The sequence below is a fragment of the Roseburia sp. AF02-12 genome (genome assembly GCF_003461765.1).
GTDB lineage: Bacteria > Bacillota > Clostridia > Lachnospirales > Lachnospiraceae > Roseburia_C > Roseburia_C amylophila.
Genome location: NZ_QTXS01000001.1, coordinates 1032254 through 1056047 on the forward strand (window position 1 = coordinate 1032254; position 23794 = coordinate 1056047).

The 23794-nt window shown below is 41.1% G+C and carries 25 protein-coding genes, 1 pseudogene and 1 riboswitch; of the genes and pseudogenes, 3 read left to right on the forward strand and 23 right to left on the reverse strand.

Going from position 1 to position 23794, the window contains the following annotated elements; genetic code table 11:
- Together DV740_RS05150 and DV740_RS05155 are read right to left on the reverse strand one after the other, a co-directional pair.
- Positions 1–525 (reverse strand): YceD family protein, encoded by a 525-nt coding sequence (locus DV740_RS05150; RefSeq protein ID WP_197420842.1) that lies wholly within the window; start codon positions 523–525, stop codon positions 1–3.
- 71 nt (positions 526–596) lie between these two features.
- Positions 597–1787: an acetate kinase gene (locus DV740_RS05155; protein ID WP_118087552.1), complete on the reverse strand. Its 1191-nt coding sequence runs from the start codon at positions 1785–1787 to the stop codon at positions 597–599.
- 226 nt (positions 1788–2013) lie between these two features.
- Here DV740_RS05155 and DV740_RS05160 point away from each other — a divergent pair, with 226 nt between their 5' ends.
- On the forward strand, positions 2014–3273 hold the full coding sequence (locus DV740_RS05160; RefSeq protein WP_118087553.1) for a nucleotidyltransferase: 1260 nt from the start codon (positions 2014–2016) through the stop codon (positions 3271–3273).
- Positions 3274–3818: 545 nt separating this feature from the next.
- On the opposite strand, the gene DV740_RS05165 is transcribed toward DV740_RS05160, so the two are convergent.
- From DV740_RS05165 to DV740_RS05220, 11 genes are all read right to left on the reverse strand, one after another.
- Positions 3819–4997: a phosphoribosylaminoimidazolecarboxamide formyltransferase gene (locus DV740_RS05165; protein WP_117841215.1), complete on the reverse strand. Its 1179-nt coding sequence runs from the start codon at positions 4995–4997 to the stop codon at positions 3819–3821.
- Positions 4998–5036: 39 nt separating this feature from the next.
- Complete coding sequence (locus DV740_RS05170) at positions 5037–5750, reverse strand: IMP cyclohydrolase (protein WP_022244078.1); 714 nt, start codon at positions 5748–5750, stop codon at positions 5037–5039.
- Positions 5751–5884: 134 nt separating this feature from the next.
- A riboswitch (ZMP/ZTP riboswitch) is annotated at positions 5885–5965 on the reverse strand.
- Positions 5966–6041: 76 nt separating this feature from the next.
- Positions 6042–7235, reverse strand: a complete 1194-nt coding sequence (locus tag DV740_RS05180; RefSeq protein WP_118057239.1) for a glycosyltransferase family protein — start codon at positions 7233–7235, stop codon at positions 6042–6044.
- A 24-nt stretch (positions 7236–7259) separates the two neighbouring features.
- Positions 7260–8624, reverse strand: coding sequence for a PFL family protein (locus DV740_RS05185; protein WP_117698745.1), 1365 nt, complete (start codon positions 8622–8624; stop codon positions 7260–7262).
- A gap of 104 nt (positions 8625–8728) precedes the next feature.
- Complete coding sequence (locus tag DV740_RS05190) at positions 8729–9013, reverse strand: ACT domain-containing protein (RefSeq protein ID WP_022244074.1); 285 nt, start codon at positions 9011–9013, stop codon at positions 8729–8731.
- A 35-nt stretch (positions 9014–9048) separates the two neighbouring features.
- On the reverse strand, positions 9049–9846 hold the full coding sequence (locus tag DV740_RS05195) for an MBL fold metallo-hydrolase (RefSeq protein ID WP_117698746.1): 798 nt from the start codon (positions 9844–9846) through the stop codon (positions 9049–9051).
- A gap of 20 nt (positions 9847–9866) precedes the next feature.
- Positions 9867–12128, reverse strand: coding sequence for a cell division FtsA domain-containing protein (locus DV740_RS05200; RefSeq protein ID WP_118087554.1), 2262 nt, complete (start codon positions 12126–12128; stop codon positions 9867–9869).
- Positions 12121–12735 (reverse strand): dephospho-CoA kinase, encoded by a 615-nt coding sequence (gene coaE / locus DV740_RS05205; RefSeq protein ID WP_118087555.1) that lies wholly within the window; start codon positions 12733–12735, stop codon positions 12121–12123. Before coaE ends, DV740_RS05200 begins: the two co-directional genes overlap by 8 nt.
- 15 nt (positions 12736–12750) lie before the next feature.
- Positions 12751–15387 (reverse strand): DNA polymerase I, encoded by a 2637-nt coding sequence (gene polA / locus DV740_RS05210; RefSeq protein WP_118087556.1) that lies wholly within the window; start codon positions 15385–15387, stop codon positions 12751–12753.
- Positions 15388–15393: 6 nt separating this feature from the next.
- On the reverse strand, positions 15394–15861 hold the full coding sequence (locus tag DV740_RS05215) for an acyl-CoA thioesterase (protein WP_117698750.1): 468 nt from the start codon (positions 15859–15861) through the stop codon (positions 15394–15396).
- An 89-nt stretch (positions 15862–15950) separates the two neighbouring features.
- Positions 15951–16454 carry a cysteine hydrolase family protein gene (locus DV740_RS05220; RefSeq protein WP_118087557.1) on the reverse strand — a complete coding sequence of 168 codons (504 nt, stop codon included), beginning with the start codon at positions 16452–16454 and terminating at the stop codon, positions 15951–15953.
- 115 nt (positions 16455–16569) lie between these two features.
- Here DV740_RS05220 and DV740_RS14655 point away from each other — a divergent pair, with 115 nt between their 5' ends.
- Positions 16570–16752, forward strand: a complete 183-nt coding sequence (locus DV740_RS14655; protein WP_117698752.1) for a DUF6774 domain-containing protein — start codon at positions 16570–16572, stop codon at positions 16750–16752.
- 262 nt (positions 16753–17014) lie between these two features.
- Here DV740_RS14655 and DV740_RS15050 read toward each other — a convergent pair whose 3' ends face one another.
- From DV740_RS15050 to DV740_RS05255, 7 genes are all read right to left on the reverse strand, one after another.
- Complete coding sequence (locus DV740_RS15050) at positions 17015–17152, reverse strand: hypothetical protein (RefSeq protein ID WP_242986207.1); 138 nt, start codon at positions 17150–17152, stop codon at positions 17015–17017.
- 24 nt (positions 17153–17176) lie between these two features.
- Positions 17177–17365, reverse strand: a complete 189-nt coding sequence (locus DV740_RS05230; protein WP_118087558.1) for a DUF3303 domain-containing protein — start codon at positions 17363–17365, stop codon at positions 17177–17179.
- A complete protein-coding gene (locus DV740_RS15180; RefSeq protein WP_255415047.1) occupies positions 17362–17490 on the reverse strand; it encodes a hypothetical protein in 129 nt (42 codons plus the stop codon). Before DV740_RS15180 ends, DV740_RS05230 begins: the two co-directional genes overlap by 4 nt.
- On the reverse strand, positions 17487–18128 hold the full coding sequence (locus tag DV740_RS05240) for a nitroreductase family protein (protein ID WP_117698757.1): 642 nt from the start codon (positions 18126–18128) through the stop codon (positions 17487–17489). Before DV740_RS05240 ends, DV740_RS15180 begins: the two co-directional genes overlap by 4 nt.
- A 206-nt stretch (positions 18129–18334) precedes the next feature.
- A complete protein-coding gene (locus DV740_RS05245; protein ID WP_118057235.1) occupies positions 18335–19243 on the reverse strand; it encodes a radical SAM mobile pair protein B in 909 nt (302 codons plus the stop codon).
- Positions 19231–19920, reverse strand: a complete 690-nt coding sequence (locus DV740_RS05250) for a radical SAM mobile pair protein A (protein ID WP_118087559.1) — start codon at positions 19918–19920, stop codon at positions 19231–19233. The genes DV740_RS05245 and DV740_RS05250 overlap by 13 nt, the downstream gene beginning before the upstream one ends.
- Positions 19917–20354: a radical SAM mobile pair system MarR family transcriptional regulator gene (locus DV740_RS05255; protein WP_004853467.1), complete on the reverse strand. Its 438-nt coding sequence runs from the start codon at positions 20352–20354 to the stop codon at positions 19917–19919. The genes DV740_RS05250 and DV740_RS05255 overlap by 4 nt, the downstream gene beginning before the upstream one ends.
- Positions 20355–20802: 448 nt before the next feature.
- Here DV740_RS05255 and DV740_RS05260 point away from each other — a divergent pair.
- Positions 20803–20928, forward strand: a pseudogene (locus DV740_RS05260) (DUF6061 family protein); the annotation flags it as partial.
- A gap of 143 nt (positions 20929–21071) precedes the next feature.
- Here DV740_RS05260 and DV740_RS05265 read toward each other — a convergent pair.
- Genes DV740_RS05265 through DV740_RS05275 form a run of 3 tightly spaced genes read right to left on the reverse strand, consistent with a single transcriptional unit; the run spans position 21072 to position 23793 of the window.
- Positions 21072–22034: a carbohydrate kinase family protein gene (locus DV740_RS05265; RefSeq protein ID WP_117841971.1), complete on the reverse strand. Its 963-nt coding sequence runs from the start codon at positions 22032–22034 to the stop codon at positions 21072–21074.
- Entirely contained in the window at positions 22018–23382 is a 1365-nt protein-coding gene (locus DV740_RS05270; protein WP_117841972.1) for an MFS transporter, read from the reverse strand. The genes DV740_RS05265 and DV740_RS05270 overlap by 17 nt, the downstream gene beginning before the upstream one ends.
- An 18-nt stretch (positions 23383–23400) precedes the next feature.
- Positions 23401–23793: a VOC family protein gene (locus tag DV740_RS05275; RefSeq protein WP_117841973.1), complete on the reverse strand. Its 393-nt coding sequence runs from the start codon at positions 23791–23793 to the stop codon at positions 23401–23403.
- Position 23794: the final 1 nt, after the last annotated feature.

A 23794-nucleotide genomic window follows, 5' to 3' on the forward strand; every position in this document is an offset into this window, starting at 1 on the left:
TTACACCTCCTTAAATTTATTGAAAATATCTTGAATTGCTGCCATTCTCGGGTCCAGCTCAGATTTCTCGCAGTCACAAGTCTTGACATTCAGATTCGTACCGCATTTCTTACAAATCCCCTTGCAATCCTCTCTGCACAGAACCTTCATTGGCCAGTTCACCAAGATTTCATCATAGACCATTTTATCAATATCAAGCTGAAATCCTTTCATGTAGTCTGCCTCATCCATCTCTTCTTCCGAAGCATCCGCATCTTCCAATGGGAACTTCTTATCGAATACAAGGTGGAAATCTGTTGGAACTTCTTCCAAGCAGCGGTCACATGGTATTGCTATCCTTACGTCCGTTTCTCCGTGAATCAGTAAATCCTTATTCTCTTCGTTAACGATACGCAGCTCGAATGGCTTTTTCTCTATGAACGGAAACACACCTAACTTTGAATCAAAGGATGTCAATTCAATTACAGCCTCTTTCGTAAGCTCTTTATTTTCACATGAACATACATCGGTTAAATCTAATATCACGTTTGTCTCCTTTTCACACCTAAACAATTATACATAGCACTATAGCTTTTGTCAACAATATTTTTCCTTTTTTAGCCTACCAAAGCTACGGTTTCTCTTGCGATTGCAAGTTCCTCGTTGGTCGGGATAATGCATACGGTTACTTTGGAATCCGGAGTAGAAATAATCTTATCCTCTCCACGAACCATATTTGCTGCCTTATCCATGGTAATTCCAAGATATCCGAAGTATGCAAGAATCTTCTCACGGATAAAAGATGTATTCTCACCAATTCCTGCGGTAAATGCAATGGCATCTACTCCGTTCATTGCAGCCACATAAGCACCGATATATTTTGCTACACGGTAAGCAAATACTTCACATGCTGCAATTGCTCTTGGATTTCCTTCATGATAAGCAGCCTCGAGATCACGGAAATCACTGGATACACCGGAAAGTCCCTCTACACCGGATTTCTTATTTAATACATCCATAATTCCGTCGATGTCAAGGTTTTCTTTCTTTGCAATGAATTCCATGATTGCCGGGTCAATGTCACCGGAACGTGTTCCCATTACAAGTCCCTCTAATGGAGTAAGTCCCATAGAGGTATCTACACATTTACCATCTAATACAGCACTGATGGATGCGCCGTTTCCAAGGTGGGCAACAATCAGTCTGGAATTGTTATAATCAAGATTTAAGAACTCAGCCAGACGTTTGGATACGAAGCTGTGGCTTGTTCCGTGGAAACCGTAACGTCTTACCTTGTATTTTTCATAATATTCATATGGCAGACCATAAAGATAAGCCTTCTGCGGCATGGTCTGATGGAAAGCGGTATCAAACACACCTACCATTGGTACACCAGGCATAAGTTCCTGACATACACGAATACCAATTAAGTTTGCAGGGTTATGAAGTGGTGCAAGCTCATTACACTCTTCCACTTTTGCTAATACTTCCTCATTTAATACAACAGACTGGGCAAATTTCTCGCCACCATGTACGACACGATGTCCTACTGCATCAATTTCAGAAAGACTCTTTACCGCACCTGTCTTTGGGTTTACCAGTGCATCCAGTACCATCTGGATACCTTCTTTATGGGTCGGCATTGGTGCTTCTGTTATCTCTTTATCATGGCCAGCAAGCTGGTATACTAATCTTCCATCAATTCCGATTCTTTCACAAAGTCCTTTAGCCAGTACAGCTTCTGTATCTGAATTAATAAGCTGATACTTCAAAGAAGAACTTCCACAGTTAATAACTAATACGTTCATCTGTTTTCTCCTCACTGCTATTTTTTTACGGTTCATTGTTACAAATCCGCATATGTATGTTTAGTATACCCCTATTTTAAATGGTGTTCAAGTACAGTGTCTGAAAAAATGCAAAGAAAAATATTTTTTCGAAATTCTTCTTATGAATACTTTCCATAAGTAATTTGCCAAAAATATGGGAATAATGCTATGATAGAACTATATTATTTGTAACTTTGGAGGACTTATGCGCATCATAGGAATCATTGCAGAATACAATCCGTTTCATAACGGTCATGCTTACCAGATAGAAAAAATCCGTTCCCTGACCCAGGCTGACTTCGTTATCGCAGCCATGAGTGGAAATTTCGTCCAGCGGGGAGAACCGGCTCTTATTGACAAATATGCACGAACAGAAATGGCTTTAAGCTGCGGTGCTGACCTGGTAATTGAGTTGCCAGCCCTCTGGGCAACTGCTTCTGCCGAACTTTTTGCTTCTGCAGGTGTTGCACTCATGCGTAAATGTGGCTGTGTAGACACCCTCTGCTTTGGTGCAGAAACAGACAATCTTTCTTTATTAAAAGAAGTTGCTTCCCTGCTCGTATCCGAACCAGAAGACTACAAAGAAGTTCTCTCTTCCTGTCTCAAAAAAGGAATGTCCTATCCTGCCGCAAGAAGTCAGGCGGTATGCAGCTATTTAAAAGAAGCCAACCCGCAAATCCCGGCAGATGAACTTGCCAGCCTTTTAAATGAGCCAAATAATATTCTTGCTATTGAATATTTAAAAGCGATTCAGGCTCAGAATGCCGCCATCACCCCTTATCTGATTCAGCGGACCGGAGACGGCTATCACGAAGCGGCACTTAACAGCAGTCTTTCCTCTGCCACTGCCATAAGAAAAGAACTTCTTTCAAACGGCTGGAATGACATCACTACATTAAATCCATATCTGCCGGAAGCTGCTTATTCTATTTTAAAAGAATATCTTAATCTTTATCCGCCGGTTTCTGCCAATGATTTTTCTGCTCCGCTCTCTTACCTTCTGTTACAGCAGAGTGAAGCACAACTGGCTTTCTGTGGTGATTCCAATGAAGCAATTGCCCACCGGATAAAAAATTTGCAAAAACAGTTTCATTCCTTTGAGCAGTTCTGCCAGTTACTGAAAACAAAGGATATGACTTATACCAGAATCAGCCGGATTTTCACGCACCTTCTGCTTCAGATTACAAAGGACGATTACCGCCTGGGCAGATCATTGGATTATATTCCTTATCTCCGGATTTTAGGTTTCCGCAAAGATGCTTCCAGGCTTCTTACTATTTTAAGCAACTACGCCAGTGTTCCTATGATCTCCAAAACTGCCGATGCCTATAACTTTCTTTCTTCCGATGCAGCAAAGGTTTTTGATTTTGATATTTTTGCCGGCGAATTATACGAAAACATCCTGTCCGGAATAACCGGTCAGGATGCCAGAAGCGAGTTTGTACGCAATATTGTAAGGGTGTGAATTTTCCGTGCCGTCTGATTCCACCATTTGGTTGGTGGGAAAATCAAAAGAGTGTTTGATAAGAACTAAGATTTTGATTGTAAAAGGACATCTTAGTTCTTTGGCAGTAAAATTTCAGCAGTTCTTAGCAGTTTGTTTTTCTTGAATGTAAACTGTCTTTCCGTTGCTTTGACTGGATGTCTGCACTGTCCGTCGGGTACGGATGCTCTATAAAGCCTGCAAGGGGCACTGGGAATTTCGGATAATACATCACATTATCTGGCAACCAGCGCAAATTCACATCCATGTTCAAATGCGCCTCGCTGGCACATCCCTGTGCCAGCGTTGCCTGTTGCCAGACGAAATTCCAAGTGCCCCTAACAGCCTTTATTATGCATCCGTACTTCGACGAACCGTACAGACATCTTGTCAAACATTGGAAAGACTGTTTTTATCTCAAAAAGAAAAACAAACTGCTTAGTAACTGCGGAATTTTATAGCAGGAACTAAATGTCCTTTCACAAAGCAAAATCTTATCTTTCAAATCCTATCTGATTTTCCAGCTCCTAGTGGTGGAACAGACGGATTCCGGTAAAGCTCATCACCATACCATATTTGTTACAGGTTTCGATTACATGGTCATCACGGATAGATCCGCCCGGCTGTGCTACATACTGCACGCCACTTCTGTGGGCGCGCTCGATGTTATCTCCAAATGGGAAGAACGCATCAGAGCCAAGAGATACTCCGGTATTCTTATCTAACCATGCACGTTTTTCTTCTGCCGTAAATACAGCAGGTCTGGTCTTAAATATCTTCTCCCATTCGCCATCTGCAAGTACGTCCATATAATCCTCGCCAATGTAAAGGTCGATTGCATTATCACGGTCAGCTCTGCGAATTTTATCTAAAAATGGCAGATTCAGTACCTGTGGAGACTGGCGTAACCACCAGTTATCTGCTTTGGAGCCTGCTAATCTGGTACAGTGGATACGGGACTGCTGTCCGGCACCAATACCGATTGCCTGTCCGTCTTTTACATAACATACGGAGTTAGACTGTGTATATTTTAAAGTAATCATGGAAATTGCCAGATCTCTCTTTGCTGATTCCGGCAGCTCTTTGTTTTCTGTTACAATATTGTCAAAGAAATGCTCGTCAATATTTAACTCATTTCTTCCCTGCTCAAAGGTAACGCCAAATACCTGTTTACGCTCGATTGGGTCTGGAATATAGTCAGGATCAATTTCAATGACATTGTAATTGCCATTTTTCTTTGCTTTTAAAATTTCTAATGCGTCATCATCATAGCCCGGTGCAATAACTCCATCAGATACTTCTCTTTTAATTAAAAGTGCGGTTGCTTTATCACAGACATCAGAAAGAGAAATGAAATCTCCGAAAGAGGACATACGGTCAGCGCCTCTTGCTCTTGCATATGCATTAGCAATCGGTGTAAATTCTACATCCATGTCATCTACCCAGTAAATCTTACGCTCTACTTCAGAAAGTGGAAGTCCCACTGCTGCACCTGCCGGAGAAACATGTTTAAAAGAAGTGGCTGCCGGAAGTCCGGTTGCTTTCTTTAATTCTTTTACTAACTGCCAGCCATTGAATGCGTCTAAGAAGTTAATATAACCTGGTTTACCATTTAATACTTTGATTGGCAATTCGCCATTTTCCATGTAAATTCTGGATGGTTTCTGATTTGGGTTACAACCATATTTTAATTCTAATTCTTTCATTTTATTTTCCTCTCTCGAACGAATCTTATTCACAAAATCTTATTTGTTCTTGTTTACAATGCGGCTTTCATATTTTCCGGTTTCAATATCAATATATCTTACAAATAAGGATACCTTATTGTCTGCATTCAGGTTATTCCATACCAGCTCGGTAAATGCATCAATGTCATCTCCGATATCAACCAGTACCGGTTCGCCTTCAAAGCTTGGTAATGGATTGCCATCATTCATATAAGTATGAATGAAATGTCCTTCTCCTGCTACCGGATTCTCATAAGCAAATGTATAACGGTTGCAGGCATCCGGATTACCATTGTTGCTCTTTAAAATAGACATTGCATAATTGTATTTTCCATCTTCCACATGCATGATTCCGGAAATACGCGGTGTATAGTTAGGTGCGTCCGGCTCAAATTCTCTGGTTCTTAATGCCTGTTCGAAGGTCTGCTGTTTATCCATCAGTTCATAAATGGTATCTGTCTGGTCTCCATTGGTTACAATGGTCTTATTGCCCAGTACGCGAACCGGTGCATAAATAATAAGACTTGGGTCACTTAATTTTGCAGGGTCAAATGCCTGGGTACGGATTCCTTCTCCATCCTCAACAAATACACGGTTACGGCTGTTCTCGCTTCTTCCCATGATAAAATAAGCAGTTACCGCATACTTTCCATTCTTCGACTTTCCAATTACAATTCCTCTTCCCGGATAAGTAGTGCTTCCAAGTTCTTCTGCTAATGAAGTCATCTTCATTTTTGTTCCTCCTTCTTACGCTCCATGTAATTTTTAAAGTTGCTGCAGCTTTCGTCAAAGTCTCTTTCTCTTTCGAATTTTCCCTGTGACTTTTCCTGTTTGCATGCATAAAAAATACCGACACGTATCCCGAGCTTAACTGCCCAGACGGTCGGCTTTCTCAGGTCATACTTCATGTGGTTATTCCCACGGTTCCGTCAGTCATATGACCTGAATTTAGTAAAACATATTCCAAAACACTTGTCAAGGAATTCTTCCTCTAAGGACTCCCCTTCATAAGATTTTCTATTTCTATAAGAACTCTCTCAGACGTTCTGCACGGTTCGCCCAGGTATCTTCCTTAAGTGCCCGTTCATAAGAATATTCTATGATTTCTTTCATTTTCTTCGGATGCCCCAGCATGGATAATACCTGCTCCGGCAATGCATCCAGATGCTCTAACTCATAAAATGCCAGATCTTTTCCATCGCAGAAACGCTCCTTTAAATAAATGCTGCCATCTGTCAGGGATACTGCTTTATTTAACATGGCTGTAAAAATTCTATCATGGGCTCCATCCTTAAACCACGGCATGGTATTCAATGCAAGCTTTGTATTCCGGATGATTTTTACGCATTCGGCAGAATCAAGCTGTCTTCCGTTTAAAATAAGATTCTCCGGATGCTTTACCTTAAGATTCTCCCACCCTTTGCCAAAAACATGTACCCGTACTCCATTGTCTACCAATGTCCGCACCGTTTCTCCACGGAAATAAGTCCGGTTATACATATCCAAAAAAAGCATTCCTGCAAAGCATGCCATCAGCTCCCGCTCCGTTACTTCCGGAATCTCCCGGCGGACAAAATGCTCCATGGCAGAATCTAACGGCTCTGACGGATGCAGGCGGAGATAATTTAATATCTCATGATAGAAATCAATATATTCCTTCGTCTGGCTGGTAAAATGCTCTTCAATTGCCGGAAGATGCACATAGTTTGCGATAAAACCCACTTCATATTCCCGGTTCTCATATGGAATAAAATCTGTTGGGACTCGCTCTTCCCCATCCATCAGAAAATTCCCTGCCAATGGTAAAAAATGACAGGGAATCCCTTTATAAAACCGTTTCATATAAGAAATATGCTGACGGTCGATACAGAACACAGTCAGATTCGGAATTGTCTCATCAAGCTGCTTATGATAATACAACGGATGGTCCACAAGAATACAGTAGACCGGAATATTTCTGCTGGCAAAGACAGACTGAGACTCTGTCTCCAGCAGGAACTCCTCTCCGCTTAATCCGATAAAGTTAAAGGTAATGACTGCGGTCTCGCCACTTTTTAAAAAGCGGCTTAATCGTTTCGTATCAGCATATTCTGCCTGAATGTCGAAGAAGAAAATCTGATATCCCATCTTGCGAAATGACGCTGCCATCTCATGTGAAAAATAAGTTAATGTTTCTACGCCTCGTTCAAAAAACACAAGTTTACGGATATCACTCATTTTCTTTCTCCATTTCAAAAAATCCTAGTTCTTAAAGCTGTGAATTGGTGCAGGAATTCTTCCCCCACGGTTGATAAATGCATCACAGGAATACTGGTTTACCGGCATAATCGGTGCATAGCCGAATAATCCACCAAATTCTACAGTATCGCCTACTCCCTTTCCGATTACCGGAATCAGACGGGCTGCTGTAGTCTTCTGGTTAATCATTCCAAGTGCCATTTCATCTGCAATAATACCGGAAATGGTAGTTGCCTTGGTATCACCCGGAATTGCAATCATATCGAGACCTACGGAACATACACAGGTCATTGCTTCTAATTTCTCCAGTGTAATGGCATTTGCCTGTACTGCATTAATCATTCCCTGGTCTTCGCTGACCGGAATAAATGCACCACTTAAACCACCAACATAAGAAGATGCCATTACGCCGCCCTTCTTAACCTGGTCATTTAAAAGAGCAAGGGCTGCTGTCGTTCCCGGTGCACCTGCATATTCAAGACCAATTTCACAAAGAATATCTGCTACACTGTCTCCGATTGCAGGAGTTGGTGCCAGAGATAAATCTACAATACCAAATGGAATATTTAAAATTCTCGACGCTTCCTGTGCTACAAGCTGACCTACACGGGTTACTTTAAATGCAGTCTTCTTGATGGTCTCACATAATACTTCAAAGTTCTCTCCACGGACTTTTTCCAGTGCAGTCTTTACAACACCCGGTCCGCTGACACCAACATTGATTACCGCATCTGCCTCTGTTACACCATGGAATGCGCCTGCCATAAACGGGTTGTCATCCGGCGCATTACAGAATACAACCAGTTTCATACAGTCTACAGAATCTCTGTCCTTAGACTGCTCTGCCACCTCTAAGAGAATCTCTCCCATTAATTTTACAGCATCCATGTTAATTCCGGTTTTTGTGGATGCAAGATTTACAGAACTGCAGACTCTTTCGGTACGGCAAAGTGCCATTGGAATAGAACGGATTAAAAGCTCATCTGCCTTTGTCATTCCCTTGGATACCAGTGCAGAATATCCACCAATCAGGTTTACTCCTACTGCTTTGGCTGCTGCATCCATAGTATCTGCGATGGTTGCAAAATCTTCCGGTGTCTTGCAGGCTGCCCCGCCAACCAGTGCAATTGGTGTAACGGAAATTCTTTTATTTACGATTGGGATTCCAAATTCCTGCTCAATCTGATTTCCTGCTGATACCAGATCCTTTGCCACTGTAGTAATTTTCTTATAAATGTTATCGTTTAACTTCTTTAAATCAGAATCAATACAATCCAAAAGACTGATTCCAATGGTAATGGTACGGACATCTAAGTTCTCATGCTCCACCATTTTATTGGTTTCGCTTACTTCCATTATATTAATCATTTTTTGTCTCCTATATTCTGCCTTTCTACGCAGCTCATTTCCTGTATTTTCATTGATACGCCTTAGTGACCTGCCAACAGCAGTTCCCTTTTATGTAAGTCGTATTAAATTCTGTGCATCATATCAAAGATTTCTTCTCTCTGACATTTGATGGTAACACCGATTTCCTCACCTAATTTTTCCAGTGCTGCAGAACACTCAGCAAATGGTGTTTTGGATGTATTTAAATCAACAATCATCATCATATTGAAGAATCCGTCAATGATAGTCTGTGAAATATCCAGTACATTGATATGCTGTTCTGATAAATAAGTACAAACTTTTGCGATAATTCCTACAGTATCTTTTCCTACTACAGTAATAATTGTCTTGCTCTGTGTCTTTTCCATTTTGTTCTCCTCTTATTTTTGCTTTCTTAATATTCTTAAATCCGGATAAGCTCAGACACTTCGTCCCGCTTTGCTACCTGGATTGGAAAATCATTTCCGTGGTACGGGTTCTCACCCTGTTCTACTTCCTGGCGCACTGTCTCATATGCCAGTTCTGCCAGATTATTTTCCTTGCTCAGATGCCCCAATACTACTTTTTTAAACTTATCATGCAGGAGCTGTCCTAAAAATTGTCCACTGCTCTCATTGGAAAGATGTCCTCTGTCCCCTAATATCCGCTGTTTCAGAGGATACGGATAACTACCCACCTGAAGCATGCGCACATCATGATTTGCTTCTAACAATAATACATCTAAATCCTGCAGCTTGTCTATAAGATAATTGTCATATTTCCCCAAATCGGTAATGACCGCCATCTTTTTATCTGACTGTTTCATGATATATGCCACCGGATTTGCGGCATCATGGGAAATGGATACCGGCTCCACCGTAATATCTCCAATCTGAAATTCCACTCCGGCTTCGATAGGGTGAAACAATGTCTCATCTACTTTTCCCACACTGGAAATCCCTTTGACTGCCTCAATGGTCTCTGCCGTGGCATAGATTGGAATTCCATATTTTCTTGCTACCACGCCAAGACCGGAAATGTGGTCTGAATGTTCGTGGGTCACAAGCAGTGCCTGCATTTCCGCGGTTTTCAAACCGATACTGTTTAATCCTGCTTCAATGCGCTTTCCACTGATTCCGGCATCAATCATCAGATGGCTGCTTTCTGTTCCTGCATAGATACAGTTCCCACTGCTTCCACTTGCAATACTGCATAATTCCATTTTCTTATGTCTCTTTCTATTTAGTAATTCTCTTTCCAGTACACTTCAATTTTATCGCCGTCCTGCAATACCTGTGTATACTGGGCATCCACGCCATTGATTAAAGTTACAATTGCTCTTCCGTGGGATGCTGACAAATCAAAATCAATATAATCAAAAATATCCACGAATACATATTCTTCTTTGCCACTTAAAGTAATTTCCTGATTGTTTGCAATAATATGTAATTCTCTGCTTTCCGGCTCTGTCGGTTTCTGCACCGGTGCATCGGCTGCTGCTTCTGCTGCAGAATCTGTATTCGTTTCAACTGCCGGCTCTGCACCTACCGTTTGAATGCCATCTGCAACATTTTCATCCGCAGCATTTTCGCCTGTCACAGATTCAGCTGCCACAGAAGCTTCTGTCTCATGAACTTCAGCTGCACTGTCTGTGCTTCCTTCTGTTGAAGCTTCTTCTTCCGGTCCGGCATCAAATCTGTGGTCTGCCTGTCCATAGGAAATATGGCGTTCACCGCTTTCATAGGCAGAAGCACTCCATTCGATTTCAAAGTTCTCATAGCAAAGGGAACCCATATCTGCCGGTTTTCCATTTAAGATAATTCCGGCTTCTTCATCAATCCGCACATCCATAAACTCTGCCAGCTGTCCAATGGTATAGAAGTTTCTGGTTTCGATTTCGTCCCCTTCCTGAATAACATAATTAGAAGGTTCAAGGCTTCCATTGACCTGAACAAATTTCGGACAGGTAATATTGATGCCATTGACCTGGAAGGTAATGGTGGAAGATGTATATTCATCTAACTGTTCAATCGTAGATACAGCTTCTTTTCCAATGGTAGAGGCTTCTATGGTAATCTCGGAATTCGGAACCAGTGGTGTATTGATGCTGACTACTCTTCCGTCCACTTTAACAATGGCTGATTCTCCCGGTTCTCCACGGACGATTCTCGGCTTTCCATTTACGGTAAACTCCACTGCCTTGCCCCGTCTTGGGAACAGTGCTTCATTCGGGAAGCCCGCCTGCAATGCAGCGTCCACAATGGTAAGATGGCTGTTATCATATAGCTTTAAGCGTTCTCCGTTAAACCGGACCATAATGAAATTATTCTTCTGGTCATAATAATTAAGACAGATTCCAATCGGTGTTACCAGTAATGGGTCTTTCTTAATCTCTTCCTGTGCAAAATGAACCTCTTTTAAAACTTCTTCTCCACGTAATGCTACACGCTCTCTTGGAATTTCAAGTTTGTCTGCAAGCATTTCCGTAAATCCATGGATTTTGCCGCCACCACCAACTACGAAGGCTGCACTGACCGATTTATCACCATTTAACTCTTTGATTTTCTCTGCTACCTCAGTAGTAATCTTATCTACCGTATCATGGGTTAAATCCCAGATTTCTTCGGATGGAATCGTATGGGTAATGCTCATGATATCTGTAAATTCCACTTCATCCGCCATACCGGATGTCAGCTTCATATGTTCTGCCATATTAAAATCCACCAGATAATGCTGTACAATTAATTCGGTCAGCTCATCTCCGGCATAAGGAATCATGCCATATGCAATAATGCTTCCGTCTCTGGTGACACAGATGTCAGATGTTCCGGCTCCCACATCAACCAGTGCAATATTTAACATTCGAAAGGCCTCCGGAATTGCTACGTTGATTGCAGCAATAGGCTCCAAAGTCAGATTGGCAACATTTAATCCAGCCTGCCCTACTGCAGAATACAGACCATCTACAACGTCCTCCGGCAGGAAGGTTACGATAACATCCTCCGAAATTTTCTCTGCCTTATGTCCTTCGATATTGGAAAAGACTTCATCATTGATATAATATTTTACAACGGAATATCCCACACAGTAAAATTTGTAACGGGTATCATTCCTCTCTTTTAAAATCTGCTGGGCATGGTCTACTCCCAGTAAATCCAGAGTATGTATATGTTCTGCAGTTACTACGGTCTCTTCTGCGAATTCATATTCCACGCTGGTGGTCACGGTTTTCAGTACACGGCCAGCGGCAGCAATGCAGACATCGGTAAGCTTTGCCTCTAGCTGCCCTTCTAATTCTGCCTTTACTTCTGCAATTGTTCTGCCTACTCTTCCGATGTCATGAATCTGACCATCCAGCATAGCTCTGGTTTCATGCTCTTTCATATACTGGGCTGCCACATAGAAGTCTTTGCCTTCCCGATATCCAACTGTTCCAACTACGTTTCTTGTTCCGATATCCAAGCCAAATACAAATTGATTTGCATTCTGTTCTGCATTATCCATTGGTATTTTCTCCCTCATTCTCTATTATCGTTCTTACCTGTGCAATGGTTTCTTCCGTCGTACCATTATTATCAATTACCACTTTGCAATGTCTGCGGTATTCGTTCTCGCAAAGCTGGCTTTCAAACATTTCACTGATTTTTTCATCACTGTAGCCTCTCGACTGCTTCAGCCTTGCTCTGCGATTCTCCTCTGAAGTATAAATATACCATAATTCATCACAAATTTCATCATAATGTTCTTCGATTAATAATGCCGCTTCCAATACCAGATAACGAAGCCTGCCTTCTTCCTTTTCCTGCTCTAATACATGGAGCACATATTCCTTTACTGCCGGATGCAAAATCTCATTCATTCCATTCCGTCTGGCTTCATCCTTGAAAATAATGGCTGCCGCCTTCGGACGGTTCATCTTCCCCTTTTCATCAAAAACATCTGTTCCATCAAACAGCTCCTGCAATTTTTCGTTACAGGACTGTCCCGGCTCGGAAAGTTCTCTTGCAATATCATCCGCCAGCATTACTTTCGTATCTTCTCTGCCGGCAAGGTATTTTAATATTTCTGTTTTTCCGGCTCCTACGCCTCCGGTAATTCCGATAAATTTCATAATTTCTGCCTTATCCTATTTTGCTTCGTACCAGTTATTTCCGGCATGCATATCTACCTCTAAGGTTACCGCAAGGTCTGCTGCATGAAGCATTTCTTCTTTCAAAATCTTCTCTACCTGCTGCTGTTCTTCTTTACAGGTCTCAACCAAAAGTTCGTCATGTACCTGTAAAATCAGTTTTGATTTCAAGCCTTCCTCTTTCAGGCGGTCATGTACATGAATCATGGCTATTTTAATAATATCTGCTGCAGAACCCTGAATCGGTGCATTCATTGCCACACGTTCTCCAAAGGAACGCTGCATGAAATTACTGGAGGATAACTCCGGCACCGGTCTTCTTCTGCCAAACATTGTTGTGACATAGCCTTTTGTCCTGCCATCCTCTACCAGTCCGTCTAAGAATGACTTGATTCCCGGATAGGTTTCAAAATAGCTCTTAATATACTGTTCTGCTTCTTTTCTTGTAATACTTAAATCCTGACTTAATCCGAAGGAACTGATTCCATAGACAATACCAAAGTTTACCGCCTTTGCATTTCTTCGCTGCAGTGGTGTTACTTCTTCGAACGGCACATGAAATACCTTGGATGCAGTAATCGCATGAATATCTTCTGCATGCTTATATGCATCAATCAGATTTTTATCTCCTGACATATGTGCCAGCAGACGAAGCTCTATCTGGGAATAATCCGCATCTAAGAATACATAACCTTCTCTCGGTAAAAACACTTTACGAATCAGCCGTCCCAATTCCATCCGGATTGGAATGTTCTGTAAATTCGGGTCTGTACTGCTTAAACGTCCGGTGGCTGTTATGGTCTGCTGGAATGTACTGTGAATCCGTCCATCCTCTGCAATAAATGCAGCCAGTCCGTCGGCATATGTGGATTTTAATTTGGTCAGCTGACGGTACTCTAATATTTTTGATACAATCGGATAATCCGGTGCCAGCTTTTCCAGTACATCTGCTGCAGTAGAATATCCGGTCTTGGTCTTCTTGCCATTTGGCATCTGCAATTTTTCAAAAAGAATCACACCAAGCTGTTTTGGTGAATTGATATTAAAGGTCTCACCGGCTTCTTCATAGATTTCTTTTTCAATTTTATCTATGGATACTGCAAGATTCTCTCCATATTCTTTTAAGGCATCTGCATCAATAGCAATGCCTTCCTTTTCCATATCAGATAAGGTATATACCAGCGGCATTTCTATTTTATCAAAGAGTTCTTTCATGCCCTCTTCTTCTAACTGCTTTGCCAGCGGCTCTTTTGCCATTAAATTAATATATGCCTGATAACATGCCATTTTCAAGAATTCTTCCGGCTTTTCTTCCGATGATGTGACAAAATCTTTCTTTCCAAGATAATCCTCTTTCGATGGCACCATCAAATCAAGATAGTCTTTTGCAATATCTTCATAAGCATAGTCATTTTTCAATGGATTTAATAAATAAGCTGCTATTTTCACATCAAAAATATGACTTTTTTCATCGGCTTCTATCCATTTAAGCTGTGGTTTTAAATCAAAGGTGCGAATCTCTGTGCCTGCTGCAAGAAGCTGTCTGCTCTGTTCGAATAGATACTGCTTTGTCACAAATCCCGCAACCGGAATATATGCCACATCTTCTTTTGTGCATGCAACTGCAAGTCCAAGCACAACATCCTTTTCATAAATCAACTGGAAGCCTGCTGCCTGCTGCTTCTTTGCCTTTGCAAAAAAATCTTCTACCCCAGCAAAATCCTCGATTCGTTTAAAGTTTTCCTCTCCGGTATTTACCGGTGTGTCCACTTCAAACCGTTTCAAAAGATTCTTAAATTCCAGACGCTTACACATCATATAAGCTTCCGGTGTATATAAATTGCCAATTCTTGCTTCGTTGATATTATATGGGATGTCTGCATCTATCTTAATGGTAGCCAGTGTCTTACTCAACTGTGCCATATCATAATGCTCTTTTAACATCTCTTTCGCACGGTTTGGCTTAATCTCTTCTACATGGGCATACGCATTTTCAATGCTGCCATATGCCACAATCAGGTTCGTGGCTGTCTTTTCGCCGATTCCCGGTACACCCGGAATATTATCTGCGGTATCGCCCATCAGCGCCTTTACATCAATAAACTGCAATGGTGTAACCTGATATTTTTCCAATACCTCTTTGGTATTATAATCTTCGATTTCCGTTCCGGTCCGCTTAGTCTTTGGAATCCGGATCTTAATATGGTCACTGGCAAGCTGCAATAAGTCCCGGTCTCCGGACACTACAGACACTTCATAGCCTGCTGCTTCACTGCGCTTTGCTATGGTTCCCAATAGGTCATCTGCTTCTAAGCCTTCTTTTTCAATTACCGTAACTCCCATGGCACGCAGCATTTCTTTCATCAGCGGTACCTGCTGCCGCAATTCTTCTGCCATCGGTTTTCTCGTTCCCTTGTATGCATCAAACATCTTATGACGGAATGTTGGTGCATGCACATCAAAAGCAACCGTAAGATACTCCGGCTGCTCTTCCTCTAATATTTTAAATAAAATATTTAAGAAACCATATACTGCATTGGTATGAAGTCCCTCTGCATTGGTCAAATCCGGTAATCCAAAAAATGCCCGGTTTAATATACTGTGTCCATCAATCAGAACTAATTTTTCGCTCATCCTATCCTAACTTTCCTCATCCATCATCTGGAAGAATTTTGTATCTATTTCAGGGTATGACCGTTTCAAGGAAATCGGCTTACCATTACGATCTAAGAAGCAGTGCTCACTGGCTGCAATGGTCCGAAGCTCTCCGGTCGCTTTATCTGTCATACGATAGCGGACACTGAGTTTGATTCCATTGTAACCTGCAATGGCTGTTTCAATGACAACGGTATCCCCGAATCGCACCATGCTCTTATATTCACACTGTACCGACAGCACCGGACTGATAATTTCCTGGTCTTCCATCTGTTTATAGCTGAAGCCCATCTGATCCATCAAGTCCATGCGTGCCTCTTCCATCCAACGGATATAATTGGAGTGATGCACAATCCCCATCTGGTCTGTCTCATAATATTTTACATTATGCTCATACGGTTTTACCTTAATTGGTGTTACTCCATGATAAATATCAACTCTTGTATCCTTCATATCTGTCACCTTCCTTACGAAACGATTATACTCAAAAAACGAACGACGTTCAAGCGTCGAAGGGATTCTTTTGTAATTATTACGCCTTTCTACTCTCCAATTACCTGAATCTGACACATTTTCATAGCAGTAAGCGCCGCCTCATGGGATTCCGGCGTCACTCCGGCACAACATGTGGCATCTACTGTAATCTCTACATCCGGAAATTCCGCTTTCAAAATCAAGGCATTGGATACCACACAGATATCCGTACAAAGTCCGCATAATTCTATTTCTTCAAAGTTTCTCTCCGACCAGTGTGTCCATCCAAAGGTCGGTTTATTAATACAGCTGCATCCCGGCACCTCCAAGCCTTCTGCAATCTCCCAGCCCTTTGTTCCTTCAATGCAATGCTCCACCGGAAGCTTCTTTCCCTCCGGTGTACTAAGATAATCTGACTGATGGGTATCCCTGGTAAAAATGATCTCGTCCCCACGCTCCTGATACTCTTTGATTTTCTCTTTTACCTTTGGTACAATTTCTTGTGCCTCTCTGGTTCCAAGTGAACCATCGATAAAGTCATTCTGCATATCTACTACAATCAGTGTTTTCATATTTGATTCCTTTCATTCCCTTTTACCAATTATCTATCGGAAGTTATTTCTTTTATTATACACATTTTCTCTGACAGTTGCATACCATATCATAAATATCTTATGGTCAACCGCTATGTCAAACTGTACAAATCTTTTTTACCTCTCCACAATTTCCTGCCAGTTGTCCGAATGCCTGTCGACCGATGAACTTACGCTCCTTGCTGCAGACCTGGTGGTATTAAGTGATATGCTTGCAAATCTTGCCACCCGGAAATCAATCTGTGAGCCTGCTGCTTCTGCGGAAGATGTACCATAACTTACCTACCGGACTTGCCACCGGCAGCCTCTTTCGGATGCCCGACAGCAAAAATGCAGAGAAGTATCTCTATAAACTACTTCTCTGCATTCTTTTATAATGTCTTGGTAAAGCAAATAATTCTGTTTGCTTCTGTAAAATTCATTGCTTTATGAAATAGAACACTATCTATAGTATCCAACCGGACTGGTTTTTGTTCCTTCTACATAATCATACCGCAACTGGCATTGTGCAAAGCCAATTGGAATATCATTTTCATATTTCAAAAAAATTGAGTGTTTCTTTTTTCCATAATTTCTGAGAATTCAGTAATCAGTTCACTGACCGAATGGCTGTCCCACATTTGTACTGCTAAATTTGCCAGTATTTCTAAATCCTGTTTTTCTGCTTTTCGTACCATATTGTTCCTCCAAACCTGAATTGTCTACTTCTTCATTTTTTCGCTCATTTCATGGCTACTTATTACCGGTATAAATGTAAAATCAGTAACATCATTCCAATTCGAAGCCCACTCCTGCAACACTTCCAAACTTTCAGCTTCATTGATTTGATAACAGGTATTACCGTCTTCTGCAACCCGACTGTTGACATAGGTTTCACCTGTTGGCATCATCCGCCCTTTTTCATCATTTCCAAAATCATATGCTGTCTATTTTCATCTCCCAGTGCAAGCAGAATTTTCTGGCATTGTTCAAAATCTGCCGCCAGCTTATCTATATCTTTCTTTGTATGCATCATTTTACCTCATGTCCAGTTACTGCTTCAAAGTGATATTTGACAATTCCAAGATCTATCTTAGAATAAAATCCTCCAAGATTTTTTGCTGTAACTTTTCCATTTTTCAGTTCCAACTGAAACTTCTGCTGGTTTACAGCAGTAGGTGCAAGACTTACTGCTTCCATACCTCTGTCAAACCATTCTGTACTCTGGTCTGCCTTTCCAAGTTCCACTATACTCTTACTTTTATGTGGAACTCCCTGTGTTTTTCCATATCCCAGTGAAATAATGATTAACAGTTTCTGTCCTCTTTCTATTTCTGCTTTTGATTTACCATGCGTCATTGCTACCCAGCAGGTATTAAGACCAAGTTCCTGACATTTCAAAACAATCTTCTCACCATAATATCCCGCCTTTTCCTGATCATTCTTATTTCCAACAATGGCAATATAATTCTTCACATTTTCAAACTTCCCATAATGAGCCATAAAGGAATTAAAGCACTTCGGTTCGTCATAAAAAGCCTGGATTGATAATTTACTCTCAGCATTGACGTCATTTATCAAAGAGTTGATTTCTTCTCTTTTCGATGGTTCGATAGTCTGATTTTTATACTGTCTTACGCTGTGTCTTTCTTTCATAATTTCTAATATATCCATTACAATATCCTCGCTTTCGTTCATCTAATTAAATCAAGTATATCATATCTTCCCATAAAAAATTCAATGGTAAAGAAAATCAAGACGATTAAAAATAGATAACCATATTTCAGGTTATCTACTCTTAATTTCTGATTTATTCAGTTTTAGAACCTGTAATTGATAAAACATACAACTTCCGGTTTTCCAATTCCATAAACTGGAATTTAACGATTTCTTTTTCCGGTATTCTCTGTCCCACGGATTTCCTCATGATAGAAATAATCTACGATCACCGGATGCCCCTGCGGGACTCTGCCATAAGGCATTTCATTATCCACAAAGGCACAATCATACTTCTTAGCCATTTTCTCAGCTTTTACTTCAAGTGCTTCAAAGTAGCTGCGGTTATGCTTGTTATAGATCTCGTCGTAAAGTGGTACAAGATCAGGATATTGTCCGGCGATATAATCCATAATTGTCTTTTTGAAACCGCCTCGAAGATTGAGATTTTCGAGCCAGAACAGATCGCACTGATTCTTTACCCGCTCAAAGATTGCTTCAAAATCCGTGATACCGGGGAATACCGGGGATACGAAACAGACTGTACGGATACCTGCTTCATATACCTGCTTCATAGCAGTGATACGGCGCTCAATGCTCGAAGCAGAATCCATATCGTTCTTGAAATTTTCATCTAGTGTGTTGATCGACCATGAAACGGTTACACGTCCAAGCTTCTTCAACAGATCAATATCCCGTACCACAAGATCCGACTTTGTGCAGATCAGAATATCTGCGTCACTGCCGATCAGCTGCTCCAGAAGTTTTCTGGTATTCCCGAATTGCTCCTCCTGTGGATTGTAGCCATCTGTCACAGAACCGATGACCACCCGCTGTCCGGCATATTTCTTCGGATTTTTAATTTCCGGCCAATGCTTCACATCAAGGAAAGTGCCCCATTCCTCCTTGTGCCCGGTAAAGCGCTTCATAAAAGAAGCATAGCAATACTTGCAGGCATGTGTACAGCCCACATAGGGATTGACCGAGTAACCGCCTACCGGCAGACTAGACTTAGTCATGATATTCTTTGTTTCCACCTCACGAATGAGGATTCCATTTATTACTTCTTCCATGATTTCTGTACCTCTAACACTTTATTAAATTCTTCCGGCATTTCCTGAATCATATTTTCATCCCCTATGATAGGGACAAGGTCTTCCTTCATAAACACCGGAATGCCGAGCTTATGTGCTTGGTCCGTCAGAGACCATGCCCATTCCGGTTCCGTATGAATCTTCCTGCTCTGAGCTCCGGTCATGGTGCCGACAACGATCCAATTGATTCCGGAAAGGTCAACTGTGCCGGGATCGTCGAATAACGGCTCAAAGGTAACATGGTAATGTTTTGCTCTGACGTTTTTCCGAAGAGCATCGATACGCCACAGTTCTGCTTTCCTCGTCACCGTAACGCCAAACCATGCGTTTTCCAGATCGGTATCAAAATCCAGCAAATCAGGTCGCTTGGTAAGGAACAGGAACTGATGCTGCGGATTTTCACGGATCTTTACAAATACCTCGTCTCTCCATTCCGGCTTCCATCCGGAGAGATCGCTCATGCCGGTAAGAAGAAAGTTCTGCGGACGTTTCTTTTCCATCATCTTAAGCTTACCCGGAAAGAATTCAGGGTCAGCGAAGTCATCAATCATATGCCAGCGTTTCACGTTATTGTGGGCATAGCAATATGTACACCCCACTGTGCAGCCAATGACGATATTCATGTTCTGAATCAAATCTTTGATACAAATACTCATGACTTCTGCCACTCCTCAAGATTCTTTCTGATGCGGTCGAGGCATTCCTCAAACCGGGTAATTTCTTCCTCTGAAAAACCTTTGTAGTAAATACTGCCCATCTCATCAGATACAGAATCGTACTCGCCCTTTAAGGCATGTGCTTTCTCAGTCAGAAACAGGAGTGTTTTTCTTTTGTCCGTTTCAGACTGAACACGGCTTATCAGCCCTTGATTTTCCATTCTTTCCAGCATCGTAGTAAGAGATGTTATCGCTAATCCGCATTTAGTCGAGAGTGACCTGATTGAGATACCATCCTCCTGCCACAGCACATAAAGAATACGTCCCTGAGCTCCATTAAACGCATCAATATTCTTTTCACTGAGAATCTTCTCGAAAATCCGGTCTCCAAGCTGTTTTATTTTGGTGACAAGAAATCCTCCATTCATTTCCATACAAAAGCTCCTATATAGTAGTTTATTAAAAACATACTATATAGGAGCTTTATTGTCAAGAGTTTATATGTCTTAATAGGTAAATTCCGTTTTTTTCAATTCTCCAAACTGGAATTGAGATTTCACCTGTTTTAAGAGATTTAATAACTGTTATATTTTGTTATTAAATTCTCCGCAAACCCTTGAAAATACTGAATTTATCGCAGGTGAGCTTTCCCTTATTGTTTCCCTTGTATTATATCATCGCACCAGTGTTTACGAACTCTGATAAGGGCACAAGAGGTCCAGTGGACCTCTGCTCTGTGCCGACCGAAGCGGCAGCGGAGACCAAGAAATCTGATAACACATTATAACACAAAATGAAAGTGACATGGTGAACTGATTGAAATGCTTCTGATTTTTGTAACAAATGATTGATTGAATGATAAGGAGATAAAATACGACGAGAATAATATTTGCAGAATACAATCCACAGCTTAATAGTATTGATGTTTATATATCTGCTGGCTATATGCTCCGCATTGATTGTTGGGAATCAGAAAAGCATTTAAAGACTACACCAGAATCAGACTGTACATGGGGCGAAGAACACAGGGAATAAAACTTATCGTAATTTACATAAAATACAAGCAGGAGCAAATATCGAAAGTTGTCCTGCTTATATTTTTGTTAAAAATAGGGGCGTTTTTATAGCCCCAATTTTGTCATATACATTCATTATTTCTGCATAAATTCAAACACTGCTTCTTTTGTCGGAATCGCAGGGATGCCACCTCTCTTTTGCACACACAATCCAGCAACTGCATTTCCCAAAACAGCACACTTTTTGATTTCTTCCCATTTCATTTTTTCAACATTCTTATTCATGGAAAGGATACTGCATAATACGCCTCCCCAGAATGAATCACCTGCCCCAGTCGTGTCGACCGCATGTATCTGAAATGCTTTGATGATTTCTTTTCTGCTTTTTGTTGCCATAAGAACACCCTGTTCTCCCAATGTAATGGCTACCAGCTTTGGTCCCATAGCAAGGAGTTGGTCTGCGGCCTGCTCATAACTTTCGGCCTCTGTCAACAAAATACTCTCTTCATCCGATACCTTCATGACATCTACCAATTCTATGACAGATCTCATTTTTTTCACTGCATCCTCTTTGCTCTTCCAAAGAGACGGTCGATAATTCGGATCATAGGAAATAAGTGCACCCGCTGCTTTTGCCATTTTTACCGCTTCAATCGTTGTACTTTCTGCCGGTTCATCTGTCAGCGATAATGATCCAAAATGAAAAATTCTACAACCTGAAATTAATGTCTGATCCAGTTCTTCTTTTTTTAACTGTGTATCTGCACCTGGTTTTCTTGCAAAAGAAAAATTCCGTTCTCCACTTTCACCGATTTCCACAAATGCCAACGTTGTAAAATAACCCGGGTCTTCAACAATAGCATCTGTATTGATTCCTTCCTTTTGCAATGTCTTCTTTAAAAATTTACCATGCATATCGTTTCCAACTTTTCCAATAAAAGATGTGCGATACCCAAAGTGGCTTGCAACGGTTAGAAGATTTGCCGGAGCACCGCCGGGATTCTGTTCGAACAATTTTCTCCCATCCTGACTGTGTCCTGCTTCCGTAAAATCAATCAGCAATTCTCCCAATGCCACGATATCAACTTTTTCTTCCATTTTTCAGTTCCTCCACAATCTCGTTATAACGTTTTTTATTTAACCGGTAGAAAAATAATACAACCGCAGTCACAATCCACAGTGCACCCGGAATCGTCGTAAATGCATGTTTCATAATTGAAAGTACAGCCGCATTCTGTGTCTGATTTGCAATATAGCCACATTTTCCAAGTAATCCTGCTAAAAGTGCTGTTCCAACTGCCATTCCGATTTTATTTCCAAGTGAAATAAATGCATACTGAAAACCATCATTTCTAAGTCCGGTTTTCCACTCCCCATATTCCACACAGTCTGGAATAATTGCATAGATTGCAGTATTAAATCCAGAGAAGAAAAACTGTGTCAGACCAGATAAAGCATAAAAAATAGCCGGTGATTCTTTGGCATTAAAGAAAAACATAGACAACATGGAAATTCCTGTAAATAAAGCAAAGAGAGATGCTGTTCTTCCTTTGTTATTCAACTTGCGGAATAATGGTTGAAAACAGGCTGCCCCGATGATAGAAGGAATAATGATGCACATCGAATAAGTTGTGTAGTAGGAGGCATTCCCTTCCACATATGTAAAGTAATACAGAATATCTGCGTTTCTACCATACAGTGTAAATCCAAATAATATCTGTCCTGCCAATGCAAGAAGATATGGTCTGTTCTGCATAACCGCTTTCAACTGAACCTTTACAGAAATTTTTTCTTTTTCCGGAGTAATCACTGCCTCTTTCGTCTTCGCAAAGCAGAAGAAATGACAGGCTGTAAAAATACATCCATATATGACCGCAACCGTCAGATATCCTGTCTTTGCACTATGACTGCCGAATTTGCTGAGCAGTGGAACTGTGATAATATTTAACACACCAATTGCAATCATCGCTGCAACCGAACGGGATGTATTTATTTTTGCACGTTCATCAATATCCTGTGTCATAGCACCACACAAGGTTCCATATGGAATATTCACACAGGTATACCCCAAAACCAGCAGACAATATGTAATTACCATATAAATAATCTTTCCATTCTGCGGCCAGTCGGGTCTTGCCCAGAATGTCATAACAAGAAGAATCGCTGTGATTGGTGCCGCTACTAACAACCATGGACGGTACCGTCCCCATCTCGATTTTGTTTTATCTGTAAGTCCCCCGACGATTGGATCATTGATTGCATCCCAGAATCTTGAAAAAAGCATAAGTGCTGACACAGCCGCCATACTGATTCCGAACACGTCTGTATAAAATATCATCAGAAAATTACTGACAAACATCCAGCTGAAATTACATCCAACATCACCAAACCCATATGCAATCTTACTGATCAGCGGTACTTTTCCATTTTTGTTTTCGCTTCCCATATGTCCCTCCTGTTTTTATCAGAGTTTCTGACAGAACTCTATTCTTTCCTCATTTGGTCCCTTAATCATAAAAAACTTCACACCATTTTCCCAAAATGGCAGTTCTTCGATTCCGTCTGTGATAACTGTGTATTTTTCATTGCAGATTTTCTGATATATACTCTCAATGTCTTCCACATCAAGAGCAACATGCTGGTATGCACCGTCTGACATTGCCGCCTGCCCATTTTCAAAAGTCTCTATACAGTAATTTTTTATCTGTAAAAATGCCACTTTTTCCCCTGCTTTTTCATTATAAGTCTGCATAATTACTTCAAATCCAAGACCCCTATAAAACTCAACTGTTTTCTGTAAATCGTTTGTCGGAAGCCCGACATGGGCAACTCCGACAATTCCATATTTATTTTCCATA

Excerpts from the sequence above, each read along its gene's own strand:
- DV740_RS05155 (WP_118087552.1), bottom strand. The coding sequence starts at position 1,787 with ATGAACGTATTAGTTATTAACTGTGGAAGTTCTTCTTTGAAGTATCAG.
- DV740_RS05160 (WP_118087553.1), top strand. The coding sequence starts at position 2,014 with ATGCGCATCATAGGAATCATTGCAGAATACAATCCGTTTCATAACGGT.
- DV740_RS05165 (WP_117841215.1), bottom strand. The coding sequence starts at position 4,997 with ATGAAAGAATTAGAATTAAAATATGGTTGTAACCCAAATCAGAAACCA.
- DV740_RS05170 (WP_022244078.1), bottom strand. The coding sequence starts at position 5,750 with ATGAAGATGACTTCATTAGCAGAAGAACTTGGAAGCACTACTTATCCG.
- DV740_RS05180 (WP_118057239.1), bottom strand. The coding sequence starts at position 7,235 with ATGAGTGATATCCGTAAACTTGTGTTTTTTGAACGAGGCGTAGAAACA.
- DV740_RS05185 (WP_117698745.1), bottom strand. The coding sequence starts at position 8,624 with ATGATTAATATAATGGAAGTAAGCGAAACCAATAAAATGGTGGAGCAT.
- DV740_RS05190 (WP_022244074.1), bottom strand. The coding sequence starts at position 9,013 with ATGGAAAAGACACAGAGCAAGACAATTATTACTGTAGTAGGAAAAGAT.
- DV740_RS05195 (WP_117698746.1), bottom strand. The coding sequence starts at position 9,846 with ATGGAATTATGCAGTATTGCAAGTGGAAGCAGTGGGAACTGTATCTAT.
- DV740_RS05200 (WP_118087554.1), bottom strand. The coding sequence starts at position 12,128 with ATGGATAATGCAGAACAGAATGCAAATCAATTTGTATTTGGCTTGGAT.
- coaE (WP_118087555.1), bottom strand. The coding sequence starts at position 12,735 with ATGAAATTTATCGGAATTACCGGAGGCGTAGGAGCCGGAAAAACAGAA.
- polA (WP_118087556.1), bottom strand. The coding sequence starts at position 15,387 with ATGAGCGAAAAATTAGTTCTGATTGATGGACACAGTATATTAAACCGG.
- DV740_RS05215 (WP_117698750.1), bottom strand. The coding sequence starts at position 15,861 with ATGAAGGATACAAGAGTTGATATTTATCATGGAGTAACACCAATTAAG.
- DV740_RS05220 (WP_118087557.1), bottom strand. The coding sequence starts at position 16,454 with ATGAAAACACTGATTGTAGTAGATATGCAGAATGACTTTATCGATGGT.
- DV740_RS14655 (WP_117698752.1), top strand. The coding sequence starts at position 16,570 with ATGTCAAACTGTACAAATCTTTTTTACCTCTCCACAATTTCCTGCCAG.
- DV740_RS15050 (WP_242986207.1), bottom strand. The coding sequence starts at position 17,152 with ATGGTACGAAAAGCAGAAAAACAGGATTTAGAAATACTGGCAAATTTA.
- DV740_RS05230 (WP_118087558.1), bottom strand. The coding sequence starts at position 17,365 with ATGATGCCAACAGGTGAAACCTATGTCAACAGTCGGGTTGCAGAAGAC.
- DV740_RS15180 (WP_255415047.1), bottom strand. The coding sequence starts at position 17,490 with ATGATGCATACAAAGAAAGATATAGATAAGCTGGCGGCAGATTTTGAA.
- DV740_RS05240 (WP_117698757.1), bottom strand. The coding sequence starts at position 18,128 with ATGGATATATTAGAAATTATGAAAGAAAGACACAGCGTAAGACAGTAT.
- DV740_RS05245 (WP_118057235.1), bottom strand. The coding sequence starts at position 19,243 with ATGGAAGAAGTAATAAATGGAATCCTCATTCGTGAGGTGGAAACAAAG.
- DV740_RS05250 (WP_118087559.1), bottom strand. The coding sequence starts at position 19,920 with ATGAGTATTTGTATCAAAGATTTGATTCAGAACATGAATATCGTCATT.
- DV740_RS05255 (WP_004853467.1), bottom strand. The coding sequence starts at position 20,354 with ATGGAAATGAATGGAGGATTTCTTGTCACCAAAATAAAACAGCTTGGA.
- DV740_RS05265 (WP_117841971.1), bottom strand. The coding sequence starts at position 22,034 with ATGGAAGAAAAAGTTGATATCGTGGCATTGGGAGAATTGCTGATTGAT.
- DV740_RS05270 (WP_117841972.1), bottom strand. The coding sequence starts at position 23,382 with ATGGGAAGCGAAAACAAAAATGGAAAAGTACCGCTGATCAGTAAGATT.
- DV740_RS05275 (WP_117841973.1), bottom strand. The coding sequence starts at position 23,793 with ATGGAAAATAAATATGGAATTGTCGGAGTTGCCCATGTCGGGCTTCCG.